Annotated in this window: 14 protein-coding genes; 8 read left to right on the top strand and 6 right to left on the bottom strand. The window is 40.5% G+C overall.

The window, feature by feature from the left end; genetic code table 11:
• The first annotated feature begins 205 nt into the window (after positions 1–205).
• Entirely contained in the window at positions 206–1,846 is a 1,641-nt protein-coding gene (locus ORQ98_RS07825; RefSeq protein ID WP_274688237.1) for a Vps62-related protein, read from the top strand.
• 71 nt (positions 1,847–1,917) lie between these two features.
• Here ORQ98_RS07825 and ORQ98_RS07820 read toward each other — a convergent pair whose 3' ends face one another.
• Both ORQ98_RS07820 and ORQ98_RS07815 read right to left on the bottom strand, forming a co-directional pair.
• Positions 1,918–2,475, bottom strand: a complete 558-nt coding sequence (locus tag ORQ98_RS07820) for a TFIIB-type zinc ribbon-containing protein (protein ID WP_274688236.1) — start codon at positions 2,473–2,475, stop codon at positions 1,918–1,920.
• A 94-nt stretch (positions 2,476–2,569) separates the two neighbouring features.
• Positions 2,570–3,007: a VOC family protein gene (locus ORQ98_RS07815; protein ID WP_274688235.1), complete on the bottom strand. Its 438-nt coding sequence runs from the start codon at positions 3,005–3,007 to the stop codon at positions 2,570–2,572.
• 358 nt (positions 3,008–3,365) lie between these two features.
• Here ORQ98_RS07815 and ORQ98_RS07810 point away from each other — a divergent pair, with 358 nt between their 5' ends.
• Together ORQ98_RS07810 and ORQ98_RS07805 are read left to right on the top strand one after the other, a co-directional pair.
• Complete coding sequence (locus ORQ98_RS07810; RefSeq protein WP_274688234.1) at positions 3,366–3,992, top strand: c-type cytochrome; 627 nt, start codon at positions 3,366–3,368, stop codon at positions 3,990–3,992.
• 48 nt (positions 3,993–4,040) lie between these two features.
• Complete coding sequence (locus ORQ98_RS07805) at positions 4,041–4,769, top strand: hypothetical protein (protein ID WP_274688233.1); 729 nt, start codon at positions 4,041–4,043, stop codon at positions 4,767–4,769.
• A gap of 110 nt (positions 4,770–4,879) precedes the next feature.
• Here ORQ98_RS07805 and fusA read toward each other — a convergent pair whose 3' ends face one another.
• The 3 genes from fusA to ORQ98_RS07790 form a co-directional block, all read right to left on the bottom strand.
• Positions 4,880–6,952, bottom strand: coding sequence for an elongation factor G (gene fusA, locus ORQ98_RS07800; RefSeq protein ID WP_274688232.1), 2,073 nt, complete (start codon positions 6,950–6,952; stop codon positions 4,880–4,882).
• Between the two features lie 767 nt (positions 6,953–7,719).
• Complete coding sequence (locus ORQ98_RS07795) at positions 7,720–8,856, bottom strand: acyltransferase family protein (protein ID WP_274688231.1); 1,137 nt, start codon at positions 8,854–8,856, stop codon at positions 7,720–7,722.
• Positions 8,857–9,041: 185 nt separating this feature from the next.
• Positions 9,042–10,307 carry a 6-phosphofructokinase gene (locus ORQ98_RS07790; protein WP_274688230.1) on the bottom strand — a complete coding sequence of 422 codons (1,266 nt, stop codon included), beginning with the start codon at positions 10,305–10,307 and terminating at the stop codon, positions 9,042–9,044.
• 381 nt (positions 10,308–10,688) lie between these two features.
• On the opposite strand from ORQ98_RS07790, the gene mpl reads away from it, so the two are divergent.
• From mpl to ORQ98_RS07775, 3 genes are all read left to right on the top strand, one after another.
• Positions 10,689–12,059 carry a UDP-N-acetylmuramate:L-alanyl-gamma-D-glutamyl-meso-diaminopimelate ligase gene (mpl, locus tag ORQ98_RS07785; RefSeq protein ID WP_274688229.1) on the top strand — a complete coding sequence of 457 codons (1,371 nt, stop codon included), beginning with the start codon at positions 10,689–10,691 and terminating at the stop codon, positions 12,057–12,059.
• Positions 12,056–12,679 carry a flavin prenyltransferase UbiX gene (locus ORQ98_RS07780; protein WP_274688228.1) on the top strand — a complete coding sequence of 208 codons (624 nt, stop codon included), beginning with the start codon at positions 12,056–12,058 and terminating at the stop codon, positions 12,677–12,679. Before mpl ends, ORQ98_RS07780 begins: the two co-directional genes overlap by 4 nt.
• A 105-nt stretch (positions 12,680–12,784) precedes the next feature.
• Positions 12,785–13,372 carry an LON peptidase substrate-binding domain-containing protein gene (locus ORQ98_RS07775; RefSeq protein ID WP_274688227.1) on the top strand — a complete coding sequence of 196 codons (588 nt, stop codon included), beginning with the start codon at positions 12,785–12,787 and terminating at the stop codon, positions 13,370–13,372.
• A 1-nt stretch (position 13,373) separates the two neighbouring features.
• Here ORQ98_RS07775 and ORQ98_RS07770 read toward each other — a convergent pair whose 3' ends face one another.
• Positions 13,374–14,807, bottom strand: a complete 1,434-nt coding sequence (locus ORQ98_RS07770) for a bifunctional DedA family/phosphatase PAP2 family protein (RefSeq protein ID WP_274688226.1) — start codon at positions 14,805–14,807, stop codon at positions 13,374–13,376.
• Positions 14,808–15,231: 424 nt separating this feature from the next.
• Between ORQ98_RS07770 and ORQ98_RS07765 the strand changes: the two genes are divergently transcribed.
• Positions 15,232–16,821, top strand: coding sequence for a M28 family metallopeptidase (locus ORQ98_RS07765; protein ID WP_274688225.1), 1,590 nt, complete (start codon positions 15,232–15,234; stop codon positions 16,819–16,821).
• A gap of 158 nt (positions 16,822–16,979) precedes the next feature.
• Positions 16,980–17,573: a DUF2845 domain-containing protein gene (locus tag ORQ98_RS07760; protein WP_274688224.1), complete on the top strand. Its 594-nt coding sequence runs from the start codon at positions 16,980–16,982 to the stop codon at positions 17,571–17,573.
• Positions 17,574–17,687: the final 114 nt, after the last annotated feature.

Here is a 17,687-nt window from a genome sequence, read left to right as displayed (position 1 = left end):
TATCCCAAAGCCGTCTTCTAATATCCCAAAACAGTTGTATTTATCCCAAGCTCATTTCAAATCTGCTGTAGACACCTCACAATAAAAATCATCTTCAGAGATTTGAAAAGTATTGTTAGAGCATTTCCAATGCGGCCATTAAGTGGCTTTAAATTACTTCTCATTACATTGATGTTTTGTTTAATAAAGAAAGGAAAAAACTCGAATGAAAAAAGTACTTACTATTGCTTCATTTGTTGCCTGTGCATATGGTGCTACCGTTTCATATGTGAGTGCAAACTCAATAGCGGGTTCATTAGATATAAAATATGTTAATGAATATGATTTAGTATGGTGGGATGATGGTTCTGGAGGGGACCATGATGGAAGTTATTATCGGCCGAAAACCCCAGCTGGGTATTATCGTTTAGGCCATTATGGTAAGGGGGGATATGGTGCACCAACTGAAGCCTCTATTGTTGTAAAAGAGCTTAAACCAGGAATGTTAGTAAGACCAGTTGGGTATACTAAAATTTGGGATGACTCTGGCTCTGGAGCTGATTGGGATGGCTCGTTCTGGCAACCAAACCCACCACAAGGTTATAAGTGTTTAGGTACAGTAGCTACACGTAATCATCATCAACCATCTATCGATGAAGTGCGCTGTGTAAAAAATGAACTGGTTGTTCCTGGTAAGCTAGGTGGATTTATTTGGAATGATGATGATACGGGTGCGGATGATGACTTTGGCTCTTGGAAGATAGTGTCTAATCACGCTGATGGTATTAACTTAAATATGTTTGTGGGGAATAGAAGCCACCATGCCCCTAGCAGTAGCCCTCTATTTTATGTGCTGAATAAACATGCCAGTGGCAATTCAAAGCTAACAAAAGCAGAAGTATTGGCGTTAATTAAAAATCATGGGCCTATTTTATATCTGCACCCGAGCGAAAATTATAAATTAGACTCTCCCTTTAATTACTTAAATAATGCTTATTTGGTGAGTTCTAAAGGCAATAAAGTAAAAACCTCTTTAGCTACATTTAAGAATGATTATAACCATATTAAGTCTGTAGGAAATATTAATGGCAATGTGGTAGATAATATTTGGTTAGAGCCTGTTAACGGCAGTGCGTCTAGACCAGGAAATGTCGCAGCAGCCAAAACAATTGTGCATGTTAAAGATACCGTACCTGGATACACTGACATTCAATACTGGTTCTTCTACGCTTACAATGGGCCTGGTACTGCTAAAGTAAGATTTGGTGAGATATATAATAATACAGGTGAGCTGAAACCATTTGGTGAGCACACTGGCGATTGGGAGCATGTTACTTTCAGATTTGAAAATAGTTCTAAAAAACTAATTTCTGCTTACTTTTCTCAGCATAATTATGGTGAAAAAAGAAATGCTAATCAGCTAGAGTGGGATGGCAGCCATGTTGTTATTTACTCATCTAAAAATGGTCATGCCAGTTATGCAAACCAAAGTGATAATTCTCATCGAGTACTTCATAAGTGCATTCAAGAAATATTTGGTCAGTGTATAGGACACTTGGATGTTGATTTGAAAAACTATACTGCCAAAGGTACTCGCTTTAACACTTATGAAGAGGGTAAGTATCATGTAGTGAACTATCAGTCTACTGATTGGGCTGAACTAGCTTTCCGTTGGGGACCAACCAAAGATGTTCGCATGACTAAAGAGCAAGCACAGAAGGTTGCTCGTGATTTCTTCGGCTCATTTATTGGGAACTCTCCTGCAGGTGAAATCGGTGCAGTATTATTTTCCAAGTTCTATACAGAAAGCCAAGGCGGACCAACAAATATAGGCACTAAAGGTGACTGGAATAATAACGAGTTTTAATAAATAATTTTCTCACGGGATATATCCCCTTTTAAGTTAACTTTGAAAGGGGATCAACTTTTTCTAGCCAACTAATGAAGAGCTGAATAAGGGGTTTCTGCTAATAAATAAGCTATCATTGTTTGTTTATTGTCTTTGCTATTGAGCCATTCTCGCATACGCTTGAGCTCTTCATAATCGGTTTTGCCAAACGTATTTTTATATTGGTCTGCGAAGTTACGTTGAGCGGTTTGTTCTCGAATTTTACGCTGCCAAGGCTCGGTAAAAATTTGGTTTAATTTGCGAGCCAACCCTTCATTTTTTAATAAGGTCCATTCACCTTTATCTAACCAAATACCATTAACTTCAGGGCTTAAGTCAACTTTATGGGAGTTATCTGCTGAAATTCTATATTTGAGCATTATTCGGCCTGTTTCAGGACATAATAAAGCGAGTTTACTGTCATCAACTTCAACCTGTTCATTCACTTGTGGCTCAGATGTCTCCTCAGTTGCAGATTTCTCTAGCCAACGAAGATAGTCTTCCATATATAACCAATGACCTTGACATTCACTGCACTCAAGGCAGGGGAAAGCAGGTTCGAGTTTGATAGGTGTAAGAAAGCCTTGTTTACATTTTGTGCACTTCATTTTATGTACACCCCTTTAGGTATTATTGTGTAACGTACTGACATATTATGTCTAACTGGTTGACGTTGCAAATTTTTCTAACTTTTTGCGATCCTTATGAGGGGAGAGGCTTTGCTCCTGGGCCAAGTGGTTGCCCATAGCTAAACTCTACATAATTACCATTTGGGTCAACAACGCCGCAATAATAACCAACAGGAAAAGGGTCTTCTTTTGGTGGCCAGATAAGGCAATTGTCTTGTGTTGCTTTGGCTGCAATATCATCAACACTTTGTCGACTTGCAACTGCAAAGCCTAAATGTCCATAGCCTTGGTCATTTTGTTGGCGCAAGGGGCCGCCAGACATTAATACGAAAATCATTTCTGTTTCTCTGCCTGCTTCTGCTAGCCAAACAACGGTTGAATGATCATTGTGACGTTGATGAATAATCTGCATATTACAATAAGACTGGTAAAATAATATGCATTCATCAAGACTTTGAACATGTAAGGCAATATGCGTCAAACTGGGTAGTCTAGTAAGCTTCTCGGTCATAAGCTAGCTCCTTAATTATTAGCAAAAATAGCTACTTTATAACGGTGTTACAACTACGCACATTTAGTTTGGTTTATTTTTTGTGTTATATTTTTGAATTATTTTTGCCATTAATTTTGGCTATATTAGAGGCTGACTTAACTTTACATCGCGTAAGCTGTGATATAAAACAGTTTGTGTTTGGTCACTTTTATGAATATCTTTCATTGACTTAAGTCAACTTCCTTTCTTTCTAATGAAGTACTCTAGGCCCCCTTGTTAATTTATTGATTTGTATCACAAAAAAAATAGTGGTTAGTTTGGTGTTAGCAGGTGTGGATTGGGGATTACCCCTGAACCTGTGGGTAAGAGGTGTTTCATGAAGTGGTACTTGGTAGTTATTGGTTTGTTGATGTCAACTTTAAATAGTGCCAATGAAATTGAAAGAATGGTTGAGTTGTTAAATAATAAACAGTCATCTGCTAATAGCTTAAAACAGTCAATAACTCTGGGTAAAGAAAGAGCAATATTGTGTGGCTATTGTCATGGGAAAGACGGTAATAGTGTAAAAGAATATATCCCTAATTTAGCGGGCCAGCATCCAGAATATTTGGTTACTCAGTTTGAGGCATTTAGCCAAGGCAGTCGATATAATTATGTCATGGCTAAACTGGCGAAGAACTTGTCTGTAGAAGAGCGAGTTAATCTAGCACTTTACTATGCAAGTTTGCAGGTGAAGCCATCAAAAGTCAGTACAGACGATGTGCAGAAGCAAGCAGGAAAAGTGCTGTTTTCCAGTCGCTGTGCTACATGTCATGGTTCTGAAGGATTAGGTAAAAATAGCCTTCCTCGTTTAGCTGGGCAGCCAGAACAGTATATTATCAATACCCTAAACACATTTAGGCAGGGGCGTCGGAAGCTACCTGGTTCCTCCATGCCGGGGATTGCGGCAGGGTTAACAAAACCAGATATCGCTGCAGTCGCTGCCTATATTACTAGTATGTAGACTGATAGAGCTGTGCTAGGGTTGCATAGGTAACCTTGAGGGTTTCTTATGCAGCGACAATTTAGTCAAAATAATAAAATTGACAGGGTAAAGGTCACATTTTTTCAACAGTTTGGTTTGGCCATAAGTTGTTTGATATTGCTTTTAGCTTGCACTGGTAAGGCGACTGCCAATAATGAGCGGCTTTGTAAGTTATATACAGAAAAGTCACAAAGTGGTCTAAGTTACTTTAACAGTATTATGCGTGGCTTTAAAACTGATAATTTGATTAGTTACAGTGCATTAATAGAAGATCTGCAAGGCAAAGGTCAGTACTGTGCATTAAATGTTGAAGAACAGCAACAGCTTAATCGCAATGTTTGTCAGGTAGGCGAGTATCTTTATTTTTCACATAGTGAAGAAATAGATCAGCAATTCCGCGCTTTCGAAAATGAAGGTAAATACCATAAAATACCCGTAGCAGTGTGGCTTGAAGATATAGGTAACCACTATTGTGCTTACCCATATAAAACAGTTTTTTATCTCTCTTCGTTAATGAATCCTCTGTACCAACAAGATCAACAACGCTTAGCTGAACTGCAAACTCAAGGTCTTCAAGTAGCTACAGTAACAGGGTTGGATGCCAGTCAACTGACTTTTAATGCAAAGCCAATCACATATTTTCCTGATCTAGTGAATAACGCTTACAAGAAACTTTTGATAACAGTCCAACAGATATTTCCTAATGTAGAGTTAATTAGTTTTGCTGAGAAAGCTTCTGAGGATAATAGTCGTTAAATCAAGAGATATCTGTTGGTGACAAAGTTATTTATTCTACTAATGATCTTTTTCAAATATTTAAATCATAACTAATAAAAAGGCTGCCAAAACTAGCAGCCTTTTTATGATTATGTTTTATCTCCTATAATATTTGTGATTAGCATACTTGGGACAGTCTCATAATGAGAGAAGGACATGGTAAATTGTCCTCTTCCTGCTGTGAGAGCTCGTAAACAGCCAATGTAGCCAAACATTTCAGCTAATGGTGCTTGGGCTTTTAAAACTGCCCGTTGAGACTCGTTGTTTTGTTCAATGACCTGCCCACGTCGACGGTTAATATCACCAATAACCGAGCCTATATGCTCAGATGGGATATTAATATCTATTTTCATTATGGGCTCTAGTAATTGAATACAGGCTGTTTCCTTGAGTTTTTTAACCGCTTGTTTTGCAGCTAATGAAAAGGCCATTGGTGATGAGTCATTTTGATGATAACTTCCATCAATTAATTCAACTTTAAAGCCTCCACAAGGGTAGAGGCTTACAATGCCTTCATTAGCGCTTTGGCGGATACCTGCCTCTACAGCAGGGATAAACTCTTGAGGAATAACCCCACCAATAATTTTATTTTCAAAAATTACCTCCTCATATGCATTTGATGAATCAAGCTCTTCCTTGGCGAAAGGAATAAACTGTAGTTTTACTTCAGCGAACTGCCCAAGACCACCGGTTTGCTTACGATGCAATGCATGAACTTCTGTCGCCTTGATCAGTGTTTCCCGGTGCGCTACTTGTGGAGCTCCAACCCTGGTCGTAATGCCAAAATCAGTTTTTAAGCGATCTATGGCAATTTCCAAATGTAATTCTCCCATACCTGCTAAACAGGTCTGCCCTGTACGACTATCTGTTTTTATTTGCAAGCTAGGATCTTCACGACATAAGGCTTGCAATGCCAAACTAAATTTAGTTTGGTTTTTGCGCTCACCAGGCTCTATTGCCATCTCCATTACTGGTTCAGGTGCTGTGATTGTTTCAAAAGCAACGGGCATATCTTCTGCACAAAGGGTATCGCCAGTTTGTACGTCTTTTAACCCTGCAATAGCTACTATATCACCACAGACCATTGCTGGTTTTTCTGTACGGATATTGGCGTGCATTTCATAAATAGGACCAACCTTTTGTACTTTAGTTGTTCGAGTATTTAGTAATTTATCAGCACGCTGTAGTTGTCCTCGATATACTCGGGTATATGCCAAAGAACCGTGAGGGTCATTGACCACTTTAAACACTAAAGCAGCAAAAGCACCATCAAGCTCGTTAGTTACCAGTTTTTGAGTTAGGTTATCAACACTTTCAGGGCGCTCTATCGGCATTGGTAAATACTGAGTAATAGCATCCAATGCAGGCTGAATACCGATATTTTTATAGGCTGATGCTGCAAAAATAGGTACTATTTTACCTGCAATGGTTTGCCTTCTGATAGCTGCCACTAACTCAGAATTAGCTGGTATTTTGCCTTCTGCCCAAGATTCTAAAATGGCCTCATCTTCAGCAGCTAACCTTTCAACCAATTGTTCGCGAGCTAACTCTGCCTCAACTTTATACTGTTCAGGTATTTCTGTTATTACAAAGTCATCAATTTGATTTAAATGACTCCACTGAGCGGAGTGCATATTGAGTAAATCAATGATGCCAGTAAAGCCATCCTCATCAATAATTGGCATCTGTAAAGGTAGTGGTTTTTGTGCAAATGTACTTTCCATTTGCTGCACTACTTTAGAGAAATTAGCACCAATACGATCCATTTTATTAATCAGACCAATACGAGGTACTCGATACTTGTCGGCTAATATCCAATTAACCTCAGTTTGTGGTTCTACACCTGCTACAGCATCAAATACAACAACAGCTCCATCTAAAACGCGCAAGGAGCGATTAACTTCTATATTAAAGTCAATGTGTCCTGGAGTATCGATAATATTAAGTTGAGCATCATTCCAAAAAATAGAAGTAGCGGTACTTTCAATAGTGATACCACGATCTTTTTCTTGCTGTCGATGGTCCATCATACTTTCACCATTATGGACCTCACCGGTATAATGGCGTTTACCTGTGACAAATAACAACCTTTCAGTGAAAGTTGTCTTTCCCGCATCAACGTGGGCAATTATTCCTAAATTGTGTAATTTATTGATGTTCATTTTAGACTCTTTTTTCGAATACCTAGCAAATGGGAATTAAACTCCCAACCATTTGCCTGTGGGATTCAGAGTGAGGCTAAAATATTCTTAACCCCACGCAGCCAAGAGTGTCGCACAGGCGGACGAACCCCTGGCGGTACTCTATTTTTTCTATTAACTTGTCGTAGGTTTTCATATTGTTCACTTTCTTTAGGGCATAAAAAAACCCTGGTGATTGTTAGGCCTACCAGGGTTTTTGTGGAGGCCTAAGCCTCCTTGAATTCTTTATAAATTAAGAAGGCGATCGTTTATTAATAATTAAAGTGCTAGCAGCAGTTGTCATTACGTAACACACAGCACGCTTCACAGCAGTTAAGCTATGCAAAGTGAGTCTTGAGTTGGCTTGTGTGAGTAATGATTTCATTTCAAAGTCTGTTTAGATTGAATAAGTTTAAAACTGCATTCTGATAATTAGGCGGGATGTTAATAGAATGTTTAAGTGATTGCAATCACTTTTGTATGGGAGTTCGTTGTAACTAAATGAATGTGCGAAATAAGGATGCCTTGTTGGGCTAGTGGTCCATGCGTAAAGTTGGGTAACAGTCTTCAAAGCCATTTATTTTCTGGTAAGGCGCTTTTTTGCAGGCATAGTGAGTCTACGTCAAGAAAAAGTAACACAGCCAGAAGATAAATAGGGAAGAAGTTGTTACCTTATTTTGCACATGGCCCACTAGGGTTTTTAGTAGACATCCCCACAGCTCAAGAGTATCTAAGGAGCGTGTATATCCCTAAGCTTTAAAAAAAATCCGTTTCTTATAGAAAACCAGCATAACTGCCCACACTGCAAGCACATGAAAGCAAGCAAACAGCAGTGAACCATTCCAGTTGCCGGCTAGGGGAACAAAAACTATTTGATAAAAGGCTTGATACCCATTAAATATTATTTGACTCTGGTCGTCTTTTATTTGAATAACAAAGAATAAAACTCGCACCCATAAATCGGCAAGTATATAAGAGAGCAGTGGGTTTGCACCAAATATCAGGAGAGGTCTGACTGACTTAAGCCAGGCTTTTATATCGACGGCCATAATAAATAAAGCTAGGATAACCTGTGCTATTCCAGCAGTAAAAAGCACATAGGAGCTTGTCCAAAGGTATTTATTAATAGGAAAATAGCTATTCCATAACAAACCTGATAAAGATAGCAGGATGCCACTACTCAATAGATAATAACAGGTTTGTGGCTTGGTTAATGACTTTTCATTAATTATATAAGCGGTCAAATAGCCTATTAAGCAAGTACTGATAGCCGGTAAAGTGCTTAAAATGCCTTCTGGGTCGAAAGGTATTCTATTAATCTGCCACATATGATTGGCACCTAATAACCATAGGTCGACCTCGCGAGCGATATTGCCTGTCAAACTGTAAGGGCCTGCTATGGAATAAGGAGTATTACTTCCAAAGCCCCATAAAACTAACCAATATCCAAGTAAAATAATCAAAGCAGCAATAACTAGCTGCCTGGGTTTTAACCATTGAATTAATAATGCACTAAAGCAATAGACTAAAGCGATTCTTTGTAATACCCCCATAATCCGTAAATCAGCTAAGCTCTTATTAAAATAGGGGAAGCCATGTAATAGTAAACCGATACCAAAAATAATAACTGTGCGTTTGAGTATTTTATAATAAATAACTTGTTGGCTATTTTTCTTTTTAAATGAGTAGTAAATAGAAATACCAACGATAAATAAAAAACAAGGAAATACTAAATCAGTGGGTGTGCAGCCATGCCAGTCGGCATGTTTTAATGGAGCATATACATAAGACCAGCTGCCAGGTGTATTAACCAAGATCATAAAAGCAATAGTAATACCGCGAAAAGCATCAATCGCATACGAACGTTGTGAGTTATTATTTTCCATTCTTATTTCATCCTTGAAACTTTAAAATAATAGTAGGCTAAGTAGGGAAAAGTTGCTTATAGAAGGTGTCGTAAGGCTGAGAAGTGGAGTAAAGGTTTTAAATAGGTATGTTTTAGGGGGAGAGGCATAAAAGAATAAAATAAGTGGCGACAGTGCGCCACTTATTAGGTGTTATACACTAGGCGTTATACTTTAAAATCAGTATTTAGTTTCTTAACGACAGGCACCATTTTTAAGCGAGCATATACTGGCATGCCATCTTTATAAGGAGGATAGTCTTCCCCTTGAATTAATGGCTCTAAATAATCGCGAGCAGCTTGGGTAATGCCAAAGCCATCTTCAGTGATAAAATCAGCAGGCATCATTTTTTCCTGATTAGCTACTTGGCTTAAACAGGCTTCACCAATTGACCATTGATAAGGTGCTTGATTATCGCGCTGGATAACAGGCATTACAGCATTTTTACCATTAACGGCAAATTCAACTGCAGCTTTACCTACAGCATAGGCTTGTTCAACATCGACCTTAGACGAAATATGTCGAGCGGCGCGTTGTAAATAATCAGAAACTGCGTAGTGGTATTTATAGCCTAAGTTGTCTTTGATTAGCTTGGTTAGTACTGGGGCAATTCCACCTAGCTGCTGGTGACCGAAAGCATCTACTACGGTGGTTGATGCTGAGATTAACGAGCCATCCGCATGGCTGGTGCCTTCTGAGGCAACAATAACGCAGTAGCCGTGCTCTTTAACCGCCTCATCTACTTTGGCTAGAAACTTAGTTTCATCAAAAGCGGTTTCAGGGAATAAGATCAGATGTGGTGGATCACCAGCTTTTTCAGCAGCAAGACCACCTGCAGCAGCAATCCAGCCAGCATGGCGTCCCATGACTTCTAAGATAAACACCTTAGTGGATGACTTACACATAGATTGAATATCTAAAGCCGCTTCTTTGGTAGAAATCGCTACATATTTTGCAACAGAGCCAAAGCCAGGGCAGGTGTCAGTGAATGGCAGATCATTGTCAATAGTTTTAGGAATCCCGATACAAGTAATGGGATAACCCATCTTTTCACTGATTTGAGAGACTTTATAAGCAGTATCTTGAGAATCACCACCACCGTTGTAGAAAAAATAACCTATGTCATGAGCTTGGAAGACTTCAATCAATCGTTCGTATTCTGCACGATTGCTCTCCAGGTCTTTCAGTTTGTAACGACATGAGCCAAATGCACCACCAGGTGTATGTTTAAGTGCGGCAATAGTAGCAGAGTCTTCTGCACTGGTATCGATTAAGTCTTCAGTCAGTGCGCCAATAATCCCATTATGACCTGCATAGACATTATTGATTAAGTCAGGATAGCGGCGTGCGGTTTCAATCAGGCCACAAGCTGTGGCGTTGATAACAGACGTTACACCACCAGACTGGGCGTAAAAGGCATTTTTTTTTGCCATTTAATTAAAACTCCAGTTATGAGTTCTTGTCACCGCATCTAAAACTGTATAACGTTTTTATTATATAAGAGTCTTTCTTGAAGAAAGTAACGTTTTAAGCTCCCAAGTGTCCTAGGCTGCGGCTGCTTTACTTGTAGAGTGGCCACTTCTCAACTGAGGCAGTTTCCACAAAGGGGCGAATGATAAAGCAATTTAACTTTTTTTGCATGGTTAAAAGTTGCACAGGTGAATCAAGGTAACAAGTTTTGTTTAATTGTATTTTGGTTACTTTGATTAAACACCCTTATTTATAGGATTTAGCACAAGATTTATACTTAGCTGAATAATCCCCCTTCATGTGTTGTCTAACACCGCGAGATAACCACAGGTGATAAAACCCTTATGCATATACATATTTTAGGTATTTGTGGGACATTTATGGGTAGCTTAGCTTTACTGGCAAAAGAGCTGGGCTATCAAGTAACAGGGTCTGATGAACATGTTTATCCGCCCATGAGTACTCAGCTCTCAGAGCAGGGCATAGACGTTAAAGAGGGCTATTTGCCTGAGCATCTGACACCAGCCCCTGACTTGGTAGTGATTGGTAATGCGATGTCTCGTGGCAACCCTGCTGTGGAATACGTGTTAGACACTGGAATTCCCTATATATCAGGTCCTGGATGGTTAGCTCAACACTTGCTGCAGAATCGTTGGGTGTTAGCAGTATCTGGTACTCATGGTAAAACCACCACTACTAGCATGCTGGCCTGGATTCTTGAGTATGCTGGTATGTCACCAGGGTTTTTGATTGGTGGGGTGCCTAAAAACTTTGGCTATTCAGCCCGTTTAGGTGAAAGCTCGTTTTTTGTTGTTGAAGCTGATGAATATGACAGCGCCTTCTTTGATAAGCGCTCCAAATTTGTTCACTATCAGCCAAGAACCTTGATCATCAACAATCTTGAGTATGATCATGCTGATATTTTTCCTGATTTAGCCGCTATCCAAACCCAGTTTCATCATTTGATTCGTACGGTGCCAGGCAATGGTTTGGTTATTTATCCTGAAGGAGAGTCTGCCATTGACCAAGTGATAGAAAAAGGCTGCTGGACTTCAACACAAACCTTAAATTTAACTGGTTCTTCAGATTCGCAAGGCAGCTGGCAGGTGCAGCTGATTAAGCCTGATGCCAGTCACTTTGAGGTATACCTTAATGGGCAACTGGCAGGTGAGGTTAACTGGGAGTTAAGAGGCATCCACAATATGGCGAATGGTTTAGCTGCTATTGCGGCTGCTCGTCATGTGGGGGTGTTGCCTGAAGTAGCCAGTAAGGCACTGTGCAAGTTCGAAGGAATTAAACGACGACTAGAGCTGATAGCAGAAGTAAATGGGGTGCAAGTCTATGATGACTTTGCTCACCACCCCACAGCAATTGCTACCACGTTGGAGGGCTTAAGAGCCAGTGTGGGCAATGAAAAAATTATTGCAGTCATTGAGCCTCGTTCTAACACTATGAAAATGGGAGTACATAAACAACAGTTGGTAGAGTCTACCCAAGCCGCTGATTTGGTGTTCTGGTATCAACCGCAGGGGATGGAGTGGGATCTTAGTGCTGCTTTAGCGCAAGCTAATGGCAAGGCTGTGTGTTGTGAACAGGTATCAGAGATTGTTGACCAAGTACAAGCCCAGGTTGGTCCAGGTAGTCATGTGGTTATTATGAGTAATGGTGGCTTTCAAGGTATCCACCAACAAATAGCGAAGGCCATAGCAGAATGACCGAACTGAGTACAACGTATAAAAAAACAGTCACCTTAGCGATGACGGGGGCTTCAGGTGCTCAATATGGCTTAAGGCTGCTGGAAGTATTAGTGCAGCACCAGGTTCAAGTATTTTTTATGATTTCCAAGGCTGCCCAAGTGGTCGTGGCAACTGAAACAGACTGGAAGTTGCCTGGTAAACCGAACTTGCTTGCAGAGCATTTTCAGCAAAAGTTTCAGGCAAAACAGGGGCAAATCCAGGTGTTTGGTCGTGAGCAGTGGATGGCGCCAGTCGCATCAGGCTCAGGTGCCCCCAGTCAAATGGTGGTTTGCCCATGCAGTACAGGCACCTTGTCAGCTATTGCCACAGGCGCCAGCAATAACTTAATTGAGCGAGCGGCTGATGTTGCTTTGAAAGAGCGTCGCCAGCTGATTCTGGTACCAAGAGAAGCTCCTTATTCAGCCATTCACTTAGAACACATGTTAAAGCTGGCTCAGCTAGGTGTGACCATTTTGCCAGCCAGCCCAGGGTTTTATCAGAAGCCGCAGTCAGTTGATGATATGGTGGATTTTGTAGTGGCTCGGATTTTAAACCAACTAGGTATTGATCATCAGTTGCTACCCCGTTGGGGAGAGTAACTGAGTATACATATAAGTGGTGTGGATTGACGTTTGAGAATAAACCAAACGGGCTGCGGTCTTATTAAGTAGTGGTTGCAAATACTTGGTTAGGGAGCATAGCAGATGGCGTCAATCCCCATTTTTCCCCTCAATACCGTACTCTTTCCTAAGTGCAAACTCCCATTACAAATATTTGAACCACGTTATTTAGATATGCTGTCACAAAGCTTAAAAGCAGGGGGTGGTTTTGTTATTGCGCTGGTTAAATCTACCCACCAGGCAGCAATTATGCCTAAAGTTTATTGCGTAGGGACGCTAGCTCAAATAGTGGATTTTGGCCAATTACCTAATGGACTTTTAGGGGTAACAGTCATGGGGCAAGACAAGGTAGTAATTGGCTCCAGCTGGTTGGAAGGCAGTGGTTTAATGGTGGCAGAAGTTTCTCCTTTACCTATTGAGCAGTCGATATCATTACCTAAAAAATATCAGTGTTTGGCCGAAGTGTTAGGAGCGTTGCTGGCTCATCCTGTGGTGGCTGATCTAGACGTATCAAGTAATCTGAACAATGGACTGATAGTTGGTTGGCAACTAGCAAACTATTTACCCTTTAGCTTACAACAGAAACAGTTGTTGCTGGAACTCAATAACCCTTTACTGCGGTTAGCACAGATCAGCCATTTACTGGATGACATGGCCCAAGCTGCTGTTTAACTTATTTAAGAAGATAAAGCTGTTGTGCTTCAGGGAAAGTGAACACAACATAAGCAGAGCTTATTAGTAATACACCTGCTAGCAATACAAATAAAGCAAAATTCGTGTGGAGGCTGGTCTTGTCGTGAGGTGTATAAAAGAACCGAGCTAGTGCGGTGATAATAATACTAAGAATTAATCCAGCCAGAATATCAGTGAACCAATGGCTACCTAAGTAAACTCGACTAAAGCCCACCAAGCAGCCTGGTAATATGCCTAGAAAGTAAATCCACCAACGTTTTTTTATGGGCTGCTCAGTAGCAACTAAACAGCTAATAGTTAACGCTAAAGTGGAGAGCAGTGTAGTATGACCGCTAGGAAAAGAGTAGGGGCTTGGTAGTTGCATTAGTACATCGGGACGAGGCCAGGCCAATGAGACTTTAAGGCCCCAAGTAATAAGTTGGGCAGTGATCATGCATCCACCCACGTATATTGCAGTAGCGCGATACTGGCTAAACCATAGCCAGCACACAGCGAATACAGTAAGTAGTAAAATATTCTGAGTGTCACCCAGTAAGGTAATCCCAATTACTGCATTATCAATTAATGGTTGGTGCAGATTAATAAAATAGCTGAGTAAACCCTGATTAATATCATCCCACCAGTTTTGTGTGATAGTGATAAATAGCGTAATGAACAGAATTGCGCAAACTATGCTGGCTAATAAGTCTGCTAATGGAAAGCTATGGTTGATTTGTTGTCGAGGGGAGCAAAACCGTTGCCACCAGGGCTTGTTAACAAAATGTTGGGCAAACCACTGGTAGCCTCGCTGATTTGCTGTGAGTTGGTGAGTGGTTTGGCTGACTAGCCAACAGATGACACCTATACCTAAGGTGATAATTGTCAGCCCCAGGTAAAAGGATCGGGGTAGCTCAAATGAAGCCTGTAATAGAAGCCCTGAAACATAACCTGGTAATAAATAGACAGGTGCCCAAGCGACTGCCGAACAAATATTGATTAATAGGAAACGGCCAACAGGCATGTTCAAAATACCTGCCACCAGAGGAATTACTGGTCTGATGGGGCCAACAAAACGGCCAATTGCAATACTTTTACCGCCATGTTTGTTGAAGAAGGATTCACCACGTTCAATAAATGTAGGGTAACGATTAAACGGCCAACGTTGCTTAATTTGCTCGTGATAATGATGGCCCACTAAAAAGCTAATACCATCTCCTAGAACAGCGCCTATAAACCCACACCCAAGAACTAGCCAGATACTCATTTCCAGATTGCCAGCTAAAGCAGCTACACCATAAAGTAAGGCAACCCCTGGTATAATAATTCCGACTATAGCGAGAGACTCAAAAAAGGCAAACAGCAAGATTGCAATAGCAAGCCACTGTTGGTTTGCAGATAACCAGTCAAGTAGAGGTTGTACGGCAGAAAGGTCCATAGAGCTTCCGATCTATCAAAGGGAAGCGCTATCTTACCGAAAAAAAGGGAGTAGATGATAGCTTGTTAACGGTGATGATTAGTCGTTTTATAAAATTTTTTATACTGAGGTTTTCAAGCATTTACTGGCATTACTAAAGAAATGAATTAATAAAAATATATTTGTACTGCCGTTCGTTTTTTATACTTTTGTCGAAAATTTAATTTTTTAATCGTCAAATCTTTTTATAGGTGTTAAAAAGTAGTATATCGACAATTTGTTGGTTGTTGATACTGCTGGTTTTATTTGATATTTAAATTACAAAATTGAAAGGGATAGGCTGGTAAGTACTTATTTTAAATAAAATCAGTGTTGTCTAGTCATATAATTTTATGTACATGCATGAAATTAGGACATTAAAAAAATAATAAAATGGAGGGATTCCATGAAGAAAACACTGCTCCCTATTATGCTAAGCGTTATAGGAGCCTCTGGAAATGCGCTAGCTAACGATGGGCCTGTTCATGACTCTGATGAAGGCTGGTCTTGTGAATATCGTGCAAATAACACCCCTTGGCGTTTAATGCGTTGTGTAACAGCAAATGGTGTTGTGCAGCATTTAAATGTGTTGCAGGCAATTGCTGACGCTAATAATGGTACTCGGGTTTCTGGTTCAAATGGTTATACCCAGTCAGTGCAGTATATTGCTCATAAAATGTCCGCTGCCGGTTATAAGGTAGAGCTTAACCCTTTTTCTTTTCGGCAGTTTAAAAAACTAGGTCCTGCTACGTTGAAGCAAACCTCACCTAGAGGCGATGTTTATGAGGAAGATAAGGATTTCCGGGTTATGTCCCATAGTGATGGTGGGGATGAAACAGCGTTGGTTACTGCTGTGGATCTTGACTTAGGGCCAGATAACAAGTCAAGCAGTGGCTGTGAGGCTGATGATTTTGTTGGGTTTCCTCAAGGCCATGTTGCGTTAATTCAGCGGGGAAGTTGCTCTTTTCAACAAAAAGCTGAAAATGCAGCCAATGCAGGTGCTGTTGGTGCAATCATTTTTAACCAGGGTAATTCTGATGACCGAAAAGGTTTGATGAGTGGTACTTTATCATCTGACTATAGTGGAGGTATCCCGGTTTTTTTCGCTACCTACGACAAAGGTGTGAGCTGGGCTGACACTTCTGGATTAACGCTGAATATGTCAGTTAAAGTCGATCGTACTGAAACCACCACTTACAACGTGATTGCTGAGAGCCGTTTGGGCAATCCAAATAATGTTGTCATGGTTGGCGCTCATTTAGATTCTGTTGATGATGGGCCAGGTATTAATGACAATGGTTCTGGTAGTGCTGCAATTTTAGAAGTGGCATTAAAAATGAAGCGGGTGATGCCGAAGAATAAACTGCGGTTTGCCTGGTGGGGAGCTGAAGAGTTTGGTTTGATTGGTTCAACTAAGTATGTTGAGTCTTTATCTGATGCTGAAAAAGATAAAATTGCTCTCTACCTTAACTTCGATATGGTTGGCTCGCCCAACTATAAGCTGGGTGTATACGATGGAGATGGCTCTGAGTTTGGGCTGAAAGGTCCGAAAGGGTCAGATGCGATAGAAGCTTTATTTAACTTGTACTTCAATATGCAAGGTACTCAGAGTACTCCATCAGAAATCAGCTTCCGTTCTGACTATGCAGCGTTCTTTAATGCAGGCATTCCATTTGGTGGCTTGTTTACAGGAGCAGAAGGGGTAAAGACCGAAGCCCAAGCGAAACTGTATGGTGGTAAAGCCGGAGAGCCGTTTGACCCATGCTATCATGCGGCCTGTGATACCACTGATAACATCAGTAAAGCAGCCTTGGAAATTAATGCAGATGCTATTGGCTTATCGACCTTGTGGTATGCCTTCTCTACAGAATCTGTGAATGGAGGGGAAGCAACCTCAGAAGATCAGCCTGAACGAGCTCTTCGCCGGTCACTGACTGATGAAACTGCTAAGCCTAAACTTGAGCCAGAGCGTTTGGGACATATGTGGTTAAAGTAGCGTAACGCTTCTTTATCTATAAACACAAAAGCCAGGTTATTCCTGGCTTTTGTGTTTATAGCAAGTGGGTATAGAAATGGGTTGAAACAAAGTTGGTCGAATTTTGATCGTATAGTTATATGAGGGCTTACTAGAAATCAACACCCACAGGTAACTCAATGCTTCATTTTCCTCGTGCCATAGCAGTAACCATTTCTTTAGTAATTGGCTGGGCGTTATCTTTACCAAGTCATGCATTCCGTTGTAAAACCAAGCTAGTGGTTGAGGGGTATACAACAGGACAAGTGATTAATCGTTGTGGTAAGCCTGCTATTCGAGAGGAAATCGTGGTTGAGCATATTCGCCGCTATCATGATGGTTTTGAGGCCTCAAACTATATAACAAAAGAGTTTTGGGTGTATGGTGCCAGCTCTAGTCGCTTTATACGTATTTTGACATTTGAAGATGATGAGTTAGTAAAAATTGAAACAGGTGGCTATGGCGGTCATATAGCTAAACGAGTCAACTGTATAGAGCCAAAGGGGGCAATTGAGCAAGGTGATAACATAGCCTTGGTCGCTTATTTGTGTGGTGAGCCTACCAGGGCCAGGTTAGTCGGGCGCATTAAAGGTCGCTATTTTTATCGAGGTTATAACTTTGCCAATCAAATTATTGAAGAGTGGGACTATTTTCAAAAAGGCTCTAATCGTAAACGAGTTTATCGCTTTAGAGATGGTATTTTAGATTCTATTCGTGATGAGGATATTTACTGAGTAAGGCAAGTATTCTGTGATATCTCTAGTAGTGTGGTTGTGTTCACAACTGCTAGTCTTAATTTATAGATATTCATAAAAGAGGTGCTATAACGCCAATTGTTGAATTATCCT

Source organism: Spartinivicinus poritis (assembly GCF_028858535.1).
Lineage (GTDB): Bacteria > Pseudomonadota > Gammaproteobacteria > Pseudomonadales > Zooshikellaceae > Spartinivicinus > Spartinivicinus poritis.
Note: the sequence above shows the minus strand (reverse complement) of the source record. Positions and strands in the feature narration are given on the sequence as shown.